Origin of the sequence: Marinobacterium sp. xm-d-579 (assembly GCF_013282935.1) — a bacterium.
Classification (GTDB): Bacteria; Pseudomonadota; Gammaproteobacteria; order Pseudomonadales; family Balneatricaceae; genus Marinobacterium_E.
The window spans coordinates 22,238-33,892 of record NZ_WBYP01000003.1 but is presented as its reverse complement, the minus strand read 5'-3'; the positions used below and the strand labels follow the sequence as shown (position 1 = coordinate 33,892).

The following is an 11,655-nucleotide window of genomic DNA, read 5'->3' as shown; positions in this document are numbered from 1 at the left end:
GCTTAAATCCCCACGCGACACACTAGGGGACCTGCGAATAAGACCCGCATCGCCTCTGCGGGAGTCTGAAACAGCCTAGAGCGCGAAAGACAACGTAGGGAATGACTAGTCCTTTTCAAGTTGTCTGACAAAGCTCTTGGCTGTTTCAGGCCCAGCCCCTTGGGGCTGACAGGGCAAGTCAATCTTTTCGTTAGCGATTTTCGCCGGGCAACCAGCCCGCCTGTAATCGCTGCCTCAATCTCGAATTGCCTTGTCAGCCAGAGGCGTGTGGGACTTGTTCGCAGGTTCCCTAGGGCTCTTCGGAGCCCTTTTTATTGATTGGAGAAAGACTTCAGATGATCAGCAGCAGTAAAGATACGATCGTTGCACAAGCAACCGCCACTGGCCAAGGGGGCGTCGGGATTGTTCGTCTTTCAGGGCCTAAGTCTGCTGAAATTTTAGAGGCATTTATCGGGTTTAAAGCCAAACCCCGTTACGCTCACTACACCCCTTTTCATGAAACTGATCAACAGATCGACGAAGGCATCGCCCTGCTTTTTCCTGGACCCAATAGCTTCACCGGTGAAGATGTTGCCGAACTTCAATGTCATGGTGGTCCCGTTGTCATCGATCTCATCATTCGCCGCGCCATTGAGCTAGGTGCTCGCATGGCTAGACCAGGTGAATTCTCAGAACGAGCATTTTTAAACGATAAGCTCGATCTCACTCAAGCTGAAGCCATTGCTGATCTGATTGAAAGCTCTTCAGAACAGGCAGCTCGCTGTGCGTTAAAATCACTGCAAGGCGCTTTTTCGCGTGAAGTTGATCAATTGGTCGATCAGCTAACCAACCTGCGCATCTATGTAGAAGCAGCCATCGACTTCCCTGATGAAGAGATCGACTTTTTAAGCGACGGCAAAGTGCGTGGTGATCTGGTCAACATTATTGAGCAACTCAATCAGGTTCAGAGCCAAGCGCAGCAAGGCAGTTTAATGAGAGAGGGTATGACTGTCGTGATTGCTGGCCGTCCTAATGCCGGAAAATCGAGTCTGCTCAATGCGCTATCGGGGCGTGATTCAGCAATTGTCACCGACATTGAGGGGACAACACGAGATGTCTTGAGAGAGCAGATACACATTGATGGCATGCCACTGCACATTATCGACACCGCTGGCTTACGTGATGCACCTGATCGAGTCGAACAGATCGGTATTGATCGCGCTTGGCAGGAGATCAAAACGGCTGATCGTATCTTAATGCTCGTGGATGCTAGCCACTCAGAGACAACGGATCCACAAACGCTGTGGCCTGAGATGGTCGAAAAACTCAACGGTGATCTGAGCCATGTCACCTTAGTTCGCAATAAAATCGACCTAACAGACGAGAGTACTAGTCTTGAACAACAGGGTGAAAACACACTGATTAGACTCTCAGCCAAAGATGAGCAAGGCATTGATCTGCTTCGGGAGCATCTAAAGTCCATTATGGGCTATCAAGGCAATGCTGAAGGCGCTTTTATGGCGCGTAGACGCCATATGGAGGCTCTAGAACAGGCACAGGAGCTATTAAACACCGGTCTTTGGCAGTTAGATACCCAAGGTGCTGGTGAACTTCTGGCGGAAGATCTGAGGCAGACACAGCAGGTGTTAGGTGAAATAACCGGTAAAGTTTCAGCGGATGACCTGCTTGGAAAGATTTTCGGCTCTTTCTGTATCGGTAAATAGTTTTCCACAATCCAAAAATAGAGTTACTCACAGATAAAAGGCGAATGCTGAGCATCTGTTGTGGATATATTCAATAGTTATCCAAAGAATAGCTCACAAAACGCGGTAATAATTCTTCGATTGTGGAAAAACTGTCAGACTAACCCCGAGTAATTGGACGATTAAACTGTGAATAAAATAAATTGTGTATAACTAGCCTACTTATACACAACCCACACACAACAAATGTTCAAGCTATTCGCGCTTTATAAGCGGGTTATAATTTCTACAAACTACTGTTTTTATTGATTTTTAATCAGTTAATAACAGAAATCAGCCTACTTAAATAATATTAAAAATAATAAACTCTCTTTATATATTTATTTTATTTTTTATTTATCTACTCTCACTCTACAAACAGCAGGTTGGCTATTTTTTAACCATTTCTTCAATGGCAATCCCTAGGTATAATCCGCGCCATATTTCTGTCTAGGTTTGAAAAGGCAGCTAAGAGGTAGAGAGTGGATTATCCAGATCGTTATGACGTGTTGATTATTGGTGGCGGTCACGCTGGCACTGAAGCGGCATTAGCATCAGCACGTAAAGGGGCTAAAACCCTGCTATTGACTCACAATATTGAGACACTGGGTCAAATGTCATGTAACCCGGCCATCGGTGGTATTGGTAAGAGTCATCTTGTTAAAGAGATTGATGCACTGGATGGTGCGATGGCTCGTGCTACCGATAAGGGCGGTATTCAGTTTAGAACGCTTAATGCACGCAAAGGTCCCGCTGTGCGTGCCACACGTGCACAAGCGGATCGTATTCTTTACAAAGCAGCCATCCGTTCTATTCTTGAAAACCAACCTAACCTCGATATCTTTCAGCAGGCGGTCGATGATCTCATCGTAGAAAATGATGAAGTTCGCGGTGCTGTGACCCAAGCTGGCATTCGTTTCTTTGCAAACAGCGTTGTCTTAACAGCAGGTACCTTCCTTGGCGGTTTGATTCACATTGGTATGCAAAATTATCAGGGTGGTCGTGCCGGTGATCCGCCTTCATTACGACTCGCAGAGCGTTTACGTGAGTATCCTCTTCGCGTTGACCGTCTCAAAACGGGTACACCGCCACGAATTGACGCACGCAGTGTCGATTTCTCAGTGATGCAAGAACAACCTGGTGATACACCAACGCCTATCATGTCGTTTATGGGCCAGGCGAGTGACCAACCAGAACAGATCAGTTGTTACATCACGCATACCAATGAGCGGACACACGAGATTATTCGAAATAACCTTGATCGCTCGCCGATGTACTCTGGGATTATTGAAGGGATAGGACCGCGTTACTGCCCTTCCATTGAAGATAAGATTCACCGCTTTGCGGACAAAGACTCCCACCAGGTTTTCGTTGAGCCGGAAGGGTTAACCACGCACGAGCTCTACCCAAATGGTGTCTCAACCAGTTTGCCATTTGATGTGCAGCTTGAGGTCATCCGTTCAATGCGCGGTTTTGAAAACGCTCATATCACACGTCCGGGTTATGCCATCGAATACGATTATTTCAATCCTCAGGATTTGAAACACACACTTGAGACCAAAGTGATCTCTGGTCTCTACTTTGCCGGTCAAATCAATGGCACAACAGGCTACGAAGAGGCGGGCGCACAAGGGTTGTTGGCCGGTATGAATGCCGCTGCTCGTGCACTGGATCAGGATCAGTGGTATCCGCGTCGTGACGAAGCCTACATCGGTGTCTTGGTTGATGATTTGATTACGCACGGCACATCAGAGCCTTACCGTATGTTCACCTCCCGTGCTGAATACCGTTTGGTGTTGCGCGAAGATAACGCGGATATTCGTTTGACCGAGATAGGTCGCAAACTGGGTGTCGTTGGTGATGATCGCTGGACCGCCTTCTCGACTAAACGCGATCAGATTGATTGTGAAATGGCACGGCTCTCATCGACTTGGATTCAACCAAAGTCAGCAGAAGCGGCTGCATTGGAACCCAAGCTGAGTTCACCGTTGGCACGTGAGTACAACCTTGCTGATCTGGTAAAGCGTCCTGAACTTAGCTATGCCGATATCAAATCCATTAAACCTTCTGAGGTTGAGATTGAGGCGGCGGCTGAAGAGCAGATTGAGATCTCGATCAAGTACGCCGGTTATATTGATCGTCAGAAGCAAGAGATTGATCAGATGCGTCGTCAAGAGAATACCTCTTTGCCTGAGGACTTCGATTATGATGCCGTTGGTGGTCTCTCAAACGAATTAAAATCTAAGCTAGAGCATGTCCGCCCGGTGACTATTGCTCAGGCTTCAAGGATTCAGGGCATGACGCCAGCGGCTATCTCGCTGTTATTGGTTCATTTGAAGAAACTTCAGCTTCAAGCTAAGGCGGCCAGTTAATGGATTACAATCCAAAAAACGATTTAGAGTCAGGTCTAAGTCGGTTAAACCTGTCTGTATCTGAATTACAGGTTGAGCAGCTGTTGGCCTACTTAGCGTTGTTACAGAAATGGAACAAAACCTACAATCTGACGGCGATACGCGATCCAAAACAGATGCTGATAAAACATATTTTGGACAGTGTCGCGATTGCGCCCTACGTAGAAAAAACCGACCTTATCGACGTCGGTAGTGGTGCTGGGTTACCTGGAATTCCTATGGCCATTCTTAATCCTGATATGCCAGTTGTTACTCTGGACAGCAACGGTAAAAAAACTCGGTTTCAGCATCAGGTAAAAGTTGAGTTGAATCTATCGAATTTAGAGGTGGTTCATGGTCGGGTTGAGGCGTTTGCGGGACGTACGTTCCAACAAGTTACCTCTAGGGCCTTTGCTTCTATCAAAGATATGGTAACGTTAAGTGCTGAGCTATTAGCGGATCAGGGTCTGTTTCTTGCGATGAAGGGCCGTTATCCTGATCAAGAGTTGGCAGATCTGCCAAATCAGTACCATTTAATCGAGAGTTACCCCCTTCAAGTGCCCGGTCTTGATGAAGAGCGACACCTGTTGAAAATTGGGAGAGTGTAAGTTGGCCAAGATTTTAACGGTCACCAATCAGAAAGGTGGGGTTGGTAAAACCACCACCAGCGTGAACTTAGCGGCATCACTGGCTGCTATGCACAAGCGCGTTCTGCTTATCGATCTAGATCCTCAGGGTAATGCGACCATGGGCTCTGGTGTTGATAAGCATGATCTTACACTCTCGGTCTATGAGCTATTAACCGATCAAGCGAGCGCCAAAGAGTCGATCATCACCAATTTAGAAGTAGGCTACGATGTTTTAGGGGCCAATGGCGACCTAACGGCGGCAGAAGTTGAACTTCTGCAGATGACACGTAGAGAGTTTCGTCTGAAGATGGCGCTCGATGCTGTGGCTGACCAATACGATTTCATTCTGATCGATAACCCACCTTCGCTGAGTTTGCTAACGGTGAATGCACTGGCTAGCTCTGACGGGGTTATTATCCCTATGCAGTGTGAATACTATGCTCTCGAAGGGATCAGTGCACTGGTGGGCACCATCGATAAGATCCATGAACGTCTAAACCCTCGACTGAAGATTGAGGGTATTTTACGCACCATGTTCGATCCACGCATGAGTTTGACCAAGGATGTCTCTGATCACCTCTTAGAGTACTTTGGTGATCAGGTTTACCGTACGGTTATTCCACGTAATGTCCGTTTAGCAGAGGCCCCCAGCCACGGTCTTCCGGCGATCATGTACGATAAAAATTCTCGAGGTGCGATTGCTTACCTAGCACTGGCGGGTGAACTGGTTCGTCGTACCGACAAAGAGCAAGCCCAAGCGGTTTCTTAAGGAGTTGAAATGAGCACAAAACGTCGTGGATTGGGTCGTGGTTTAGACGCCCTACTTTCCGGTTCTGCACCGACTGTCGCGAACGACCAATCGAGTGACTCTACGCAACTCACTGAACTGGCGGTTGAGCGCCTAAGTCGTGGTCGTTACCAACCCCGCCGTGATATGGAGCCTCAAGCGCTTGAAGAGCTAGCCGCTTCGATTAAAGCGCAAGGCATTATGCAGCCGATTGTGGTGCGTCCCATCGGTGGTGATAATTTTGAAATCATCGCGGGTGAGCGTCGCTGGCGTGCAGCCCAGATGGCTGGTTTGGAGCGTGTGCCTGTTGTCATTCGAGATGTTCCTGATGAAGCGGCCATTGCGATGGCACTCATCGAAAACATTCAACGTGAAAACCTAAACCCGATCGAAGAGGCCATAGCCTTGCAGCGCCTTCAGCAGGAGTTTGAACTGTCACAGCAAGAAGTGGCTGATGCCGTTGGTAAATCGCGTACCGCCGTTGCCAACCTTCTGCGTCTTCTTAACCTGACCGACGAAGTCAAACGTATGTTGGAGCATGGAGACCTTGAGATGGGTCATGCGCGTGCGTTACTGCCTCTCACAGAAGCGTTACAGATCGATGCCGGTCGAGAGGTTGTGGCTAAAGGCTTATCGGTTCGTCAAACTGAGTTGTTGGTGCGCACTTTGCAAAATCCAACGGAGCCTAAAGCGAAGCCAGAGCTTACCAGCAAGCATGAGCGTATCGTTGAAGATCTGACTCGACTGCTATCTACCAAAGTGACACTGAGCGAAAACGCAAAGGGTCAGGGTAAGATTGTGATCAGCTACAATGATGCTAAAGAACTCAAAGCGATCGTTAAACAACTTCGCGATTAACCCGAACAAGACCTTAGTCATAGTTAGACTACTCTGTGCTTGATGCTTATTCCCTTTTCACCTACAATTGCGCCCGCATTAGCTGGGATAAACGCACTACTTTTGGGCAAAGATGATGAATCCAAACCTCATTGGTAAGCGTTCTGATAGGGCGAAAGCTCGATATTTCACCGTTTTGAAATATCAGTCAGGCATCCTGTTAGTGCTAAGTGCAGTCGCTGTTTTTATCGATTTTGTAGCAGCGTACTCAATGCTTATAGGTGGTTTAATCTACTTGATTCCCAACGCCTATTTCGCAAACAAGCACTTTAACAAGCAGACACAGGGGTCTGCACAAGGGACACTCGCAGAGTTGTATGCGAGTCAAATATGGAAAATGGCATTGATGGCCATCAGTTTTTCACTGGCGTTTGTGCTGGTAAAACCCATCAGTGTTTTTTCCTTATTTGCGATGTTGATTCTGCTTCAGGTCAGTAATCTGATCATGCAGTTCGGCGTTAAAACGGATTCTTAACCTTCGATAAAGAGAGAAACTGAGAATGGCATCTGGAACAGTTACCTCCTCAGAGTATATTGCTCACCACTTAACCAACCTTACCTTTGGTAACCACCCTGTTAACGGTCTTGGCTTTGCGCACAGTGCGCAAGAAGCTGCTGAGATGGGCTTCTGGGCGATCAACGTAGACACAATGTTCTGGTCGATTGCTCTTGGTCTAGCGTTCGTGTGGTTCTTCCGTAAGGTGGCTAAAAGTGCGACAAGTGATGTACCTGGCGGCGCTCAAAACTTTGTAGAAACCATCATCGAGTTCATCGATGACAACGTGAAGAGTATCTTCCACTACAAAAATGCACTCATCGCTCCATTGGCGTTGACCATCTTTGTATGGATCTTCCTAATGAACACCATGGACTTGGTTCCCGTTGACTGGATTCCATTCCTAGCAGCAGAGATGGGTATCCACTTCATGAAAGTGGTTCCAACGACTGACGTAAACGCGACCGCGGGTATGGCGTTGAGCGTCTTTGCACTTATTCTTTACTACAGCATCAAGCAGAAAGGTCTTGGCGGGTTCCTAGCAGAGCTTAGCTTCCAGCCTTTAGGCAAATGGTTGCTGCCATTCAACCTCTTCCTAGAAGTGGTTGGTCTACTGGCTAAGCCAGTATCATTAGCACTACGTCTTTTCGGTAACATGTACGCAGGTGAGATGATCTTCATCCTGATTGCACTGCTGCCGTTCTGGGCTCAATGGATCCTGTCGGTTCCATGGGCAATTTTCCACATTCTAGTTATTACGCTTCAGGCGTTTATCTTCATGGTCCTAACAATCGTCTACTTGGCGATGGCCCACGAAGATCACTAAGCGGAATAACAAGAGTTTACTAACTGTAATAACCTTAAATTAACTAAATCGGAGAAAAACGATGGAAATGGCATTGCTGTACATTGCTGGTGCACTGATGATGGGTCTAGGCGCTGTAGGCGCTGCGGTCGGTATCGGCGTTCTAGGTGGCAAATTCCTTGAAGGTGCTGCTCGTCAGCCAGAACTGATCCCACTACTACGTACTCAGTTCTTCATCGTAATGGGTCTTGTCGACGCTGTTCCTATGATCGGTGTTGGTCTTGGTCTATACGTACTGTTCGCTGTTGCTGGCTAACAAGTAGTTTTTTAACTAGATACCCCATGGGTTTCACTACTTTTAATCAGACAACCGCGAGGATAATGGCGTGAATATCAATCTCACCATCATTGGTCAGGCTATCGCGTTCTTCATCTTCGTCGTATTTTGTATGAAATACGTATGGCCACCACTAACAAGTGCACTGGCTGAGCGTAAGAAGAAGATTGCAGATGGTCTTGATGCGGCAGAACGCGCTGAGCGCGATCTGAAGCTAGCTCAAGAGAAAGCGACAGATAATCTGCGCGAATCTAAAGAGCAAGCAGCTGCCATCATTGAACAGGCCAACAAGCGGGCTAACCAGATTGTTGACGAAGCTAAAGAGCAAGCGCGCGAAGAAGCTAATCGCGTTAAAGCTGCTGCTGAAGCGGAAATCGAACAAGAGATCAACCAAGCGAAGGAAGCTCTTCGTGCACAGGTTGCAGCACTAGCACTAGCTGGCGCTGAAAAAATTCTGGAAGCCTCTGTTGACGAGAAAGCACACGCACAGTTAGTTGAAAAACTAGCTGCGGAGCTTTAAGCGAGGTTTACGATGGCTGAACTCAATACAGTCGCTCGGCCCTACACAAAAGCTGCATTTGAATATGCAGCTAGCAAGGGCAGCCTCGATCAGTGGGCTAACATGCTGTCAATCGCTGCCTCTTGTGTAGCGGATGCGACAGTAGCCCAGGTGCTGGCAAACCCAGCCCTAACGTCTGAGCAGAAAGCTGGGACGCTGAATGGCCTTTTAGAAGGCGACATCGACCAAGCGGGCCAAAACTTTATGGCTCTATTGGCAGAAAATCAGCGCTTGGCTCTGTTGCCAGAGATCGCTGCACAGTTCAAAAAGCTGAAGTCAGCTCAGGAAGCTTCAATTGAAGTGGATCTGACAACTGCCTTCGATCTTGCTGATGAACAGCAGCAGAAATTGGCTAAGGCGCTTAGCACCAAGTTGGGTCGTGAAGTAGCAGTCACTGCACAGGTAGACAAGTCTATCCTAGGCGGTGTAATTGTTCGTACAGACGACCTTGTGATCGACGGTTCGGTTCGTGCTCGACTTGCGAAACTGGCCGAAGCGATGAATTCCTGAGAATGAGGAATAGAAATGCAGCAACTGAATCCATCTGAGATCAGCGAGATTCTCAAGAAGCGCATCGAGTCACTTGATGTGTCTTCAGAAGCCCGTAACGAGGGCACAATCGTTAGCGTATCCGATGGTATCATCCTGATCCACGGTCTAGCTGACGTAATGTACGGCGAAATGATCGAGTTCCCTGGTGGCGTCTACGGTATGGCGCTTAACCTTGAGCGTGACTCTGTCGGTGCCGTAGTTCTTGGTGATTACCAAGGTCTTAAAGAAGGCATGACGGCTAAATGTACTGGCCGTATCCTTGAAGTACCAGTAGGTCCTGAGCTACTTGGTCGCGTTGTAGACGCACTAGGTAACCCAATCGACGGTAAAGGTGCTATCGACGCAAAAATCACAGACGCAGTAGAGAAGGTAGCGCCAGGCGTTATCGCTCGTCAGTCTGTTGACCAGCCAGTTCAGACTGGTCTGAAAGCGATCGATGCAATGGTACCAATCGGCCGTGGTCAGCGTGAGTTGATCATCGGTGACCGTCAGATCGGTAAGTCGGCAATTGCGATCGACGCGATCATCAACCAGAAAGGTACTGGTATCAAATGTATCTACGTAGCAGTGGGCCAGAAACAGTCTACTATCGCTAACGTAGTACGTAAGCTTGAAGAGCACGGCGCAATGGATCACACGATCGTTGTAGCAGCGGGTGCAGCAGATCCTGCAGCAATGCAGTTCCTAGCTCCATACGCAGGCTGTGCAATGGGTGAGTACTTCCGTGACCGCGGTGAAGACGCACTGATTATCTACGATGACCTAACTAAACAAGCTTGGGCTTACCGTCAGATTTCACTTCTTCTTCGTCGTCCACCAGGTCGTGAAGCATACCCAGGTGACGTATTCTACCTACACTCACGCCTACTAGAGCGTGCAGCGCGTGTTAACGCTGACTACGTAGAAGAGTTCACTAAAGGTGAAGTTAAAGGACAAACAGGTTCATTGACTGCTCTACCTGTAATCGAGACTCAGGGTGGCGACGTTTCGGCGTTCGTACCAACCAACGTTATCTCGATCACAGACGGTCAGATCTTCCTTGAAACTGGTATGTTTAACTCAGGTATTCGTCCTGCGATCAACGCAGGTCTGTCAGTATCACGTGTAGGTGGTGCGGCTCAGACTAAAGTCATCAAGAAATTGGGTGGCGGTGTACGTCTAGCACTTGCACAGTACCGTGAATTGGCAGCGTTCTCGCAGTTTGCTTCAGACCTTGACGAAGCGACTCGTGCACAACTAGAGCACGGTCAGCGCGTTACAGAACTGATGAAGCAGAAGCAGTACTCTCCAATGTCTGTCGCTGAGATGGGCTTGAGCTTGTACGCTGCGAACGAAGGCTTCCTGAGCGACGTAGAATTGAACAAAATCGGTGCATTCGAAGCTGCATTGGTTGCATACTTCAACTCGGAGCATGCTGACCTGATGGCTAAAGTGAATGAATCAGGCGATTACAATGACGAAATCGCTGCTGGATTCAAAGCTGGCATCGAGAAGTTCAAATCTACCCAGACTTGGTAAGCGCTCGAGTTATGAGCAGAACGGCTGAACAGACTCTGTTCAGCCGATACTAAGTCAAGGAATAGAGGCGGATTTATGGCAGTCGGAAAAGAGATTAAGACGCAGATCGCGAGTATCGGTAGCACACGTAAGATTACCAGCGCCATGGAAATGGTTGCTGCATCTAAGATGCGCCGTGCCCAAGATCGCATGGAGTCTTCTCGTCCATACGCACGCAGTATCCGTGGTGTGATTCAGCACTTAGCGAAAGCTAACCCTGAATACAAACACCTTTACATGCAGAACAACGACCTGAAACGAGTAGGTTTCATTGTTGTCGGTTCTGATCGCGGACTCTGTGGTGGCCTGAACGTTAACTTGTTCAAGGCTGCTATTGGCAAAATGAAGGAGTTCAATTCACAGAATGTCGAGATCGATTTCTGTGCAATTGGTGGTAAAGCAGTTAGCTTCTTCCGTAACTACGGCGGTAACGTTAAGGCAGCAACAAGCGGCCTAGGCGATGCACCAGAGTTGGAAGCGCTAATCGGTTCAGTAAAAGTGATGCTTGATAGCTTCAACGAAGGCAAACTTGACCGTCTATACGTGGTATCGAACGAGTTCGTTAACACCATGACGCAAAAGCCGACTATTGAACAGCTTCTGCCCCTTCAGGCTGAAGAAGACGACGACACTCTCAACCACCACTGGGATTACATCTACGAGCCAGATGCTCGTGATCTACTAACAGGTCTTTTGACTCGTTACGTTGAATCAATGGTGTACCAAGCAGTTGTTGAGAATAACGCCTGTGAACAGGCAGCGCGTATGTTGGCAATGAAGAATGCAACCGACAACGCCGGCAACCTAATCGACGAGCTTCAGTTGATCTACAACAAAGCGCGTCAGGCAGCGATTACACAGGAAATTTCTGAAATCGTAAGTGGTGCTGCTGCTGTTTAAAGCAGTTAACAGGCTAATAAGTTAA

The 11,655-nt window shown here is 48.0% G+C and carries 12 protein-coding genes; all 12 read left to right on the top strand.

Annotated elements, in window-relative coordinates; translation table 11 throughout:
* The first annotated feature begins 335 nt into the window (after positions 1–335).
* The 12 genes from mnmE to atpG all read left to right on the top strand — a co-directional run bounded on the left by mnmE (position 336) and on the right by atpG (position 11,630).
* Positions 336–1,703: a tRNA uridine-5-carboxymethylaminomethyl(34) synthesis GTPase MnmE gene (mnmE, locus tag XMD579_RS07325; protein WP_173482164.1), complete on the top strand. Its 1,368-nt coding sequence runs from the start codon at positions 336–338 to the stop codon at positions 1,701–1,703.
* A gap of 500 nt (positions 1,704–2,203) precedes the next feature.
* Positions 2,204–4,093 carry a tRNA uridine-5-carboxymethylaminomethyl(34) synthesis enzyme MnmG gene (mnmG, locus tag XMD579_RS07320; RefSeq protein WP_173482163.1) on the top strand — a complete coding sequence of 630 codons (1,890 nt, stop codon included), beginning with the start codon at positions 2,204–2,206 and terminating at the stop codon, positions 4,091–4,093.
* Positions 4,093–4,719 (top strand): 16S rRNA (guanine(527)-N(7))-methyltransferase RsmG, encoded by a 627-nt coding sequence (gene rsmG / locus XMD579_RS07315; protein WP_173506149.1) that lies wholly within the window; start codon positions 4,093–4,095, stop codon positions 4,717–4,719. The genes mnmG and rsmG overlap by 1 nt, the downstream gene beginning before the upstream one ends.
* A 1-nt stretch (position 4,720) precedes the next feature.
* A complete protein-coding gene (locus tag XMD579_RS07310; protein WP_173489252.1) occupies positions 4,721–5,509 on the top strand; it encodes a ParA family protein in 789 nt (262 codons plus the stop codon).
* Between the two features lie 9 nt (positions 5,510–5,518).
* The gene (locus XMD579_RS07305) at positions 5,519–6,385 is read left to right on the top strand and encodes a ParB/RepB/Spo0J family partition protein (RefSeq protein WP_173494535.1); all 867 of its coding nucleotides are present in this window, start codon (positions 5,519–5,521) and stop codon (positions 6,383–6,385) included.
* Between the two features lie 112 nt (positions 6,386–6,497).
* Positions 6,498–6,899 carry an ATP synthase subunit I gene (locus XMD579_RS07300; RefSeq protein WP_173482159.1) on the top strand — a complete coding sequence of 134 codons (402 nt, stop codon included), beginning with the start codon at positions 6,498–6,500 and terminating at the stop codon, positions 6,897–6,899.
* A 25-nt stretch (positions 6,900–6,924) separates the two neighbouring features.
* Positions 6,925–7,746, top strand: a complete 822-nt coding sequence (gene atpB / locus XMD579_RS07295) for a F0F1 ATP synthase subunit A (protein WP_173482158.1) — start codon at positions 6,925–6,927, stop codon at positions 7,744–7,746.
* Between the two features lie 61 nt (positions 7,747–7,807).
* Positions 7,808–8,041 carry a F0F1 ATP synthase subunit C gene (atpE, locus tag XMD579_RS07290; protein WP_169451839.1) on the top strand — a complete coding sequence of 78 codons (234 nt, stop codon included), beginning with the start codon at positions 7,808–7,810 and terminating at the stop codon, positions 8,039–8,041.
* Positions 8,042–8,111: 70 nt separating this feature from the next.
* Positions 8,112–8,582, top strand: a complete 471-nt coding sequence (locus tag XMD579_RS07285; RefSeq protein ID WP_173482157.1) for a F0F1 ATP synthase subunit B — start codon at positions 8,112–8,114, stop codon at positions 8,580–8,582.
* Between the two features lie 12 nt (positions 8,583–8,594).
* A complete protein-coding gene (locus tag XMD579_RS07280) occupies positions 8,595–9,131 on the top strand; it encodes a F0F1 ATP synthase subunit delta (RefSeq protein WP_173482156.1) in 537 nt (178 codons plus the stop codon).
* A 15-nt stretch (positions 9,132–9,146) separates the two neighbouring features.
* Positions 9,147–10,691: a F0F1 ATP synthase subunit alpha gene (gene atpA, locus XMD579_RS07275; RefSeq protein ID WP_173482155.1), complete on the top strand. Its 1,545-nt coding sequence runs from the start codon at positions 9,147–9,149 to the stop codon at positions 10,689–10,691.
* A 75-nt stretch (positions 10,692–10,766) separates the two neighbouring features.
* Positions 10,767–11,630 carry a F0F1 ATP synthase subunit gamma gene (gene atpG / locus XMD579_RS07270; protein WP_173482154.1) on the top strand — a complete coding sequence of 288 codons (864 nt, stop codon included), beginning with the start codon at positions 10,767–10,769 and terminating at the stop codon, positions 11,628–11,630.
* Positions 11,631–11,655 lie beyond the last annotated feature (25 nt).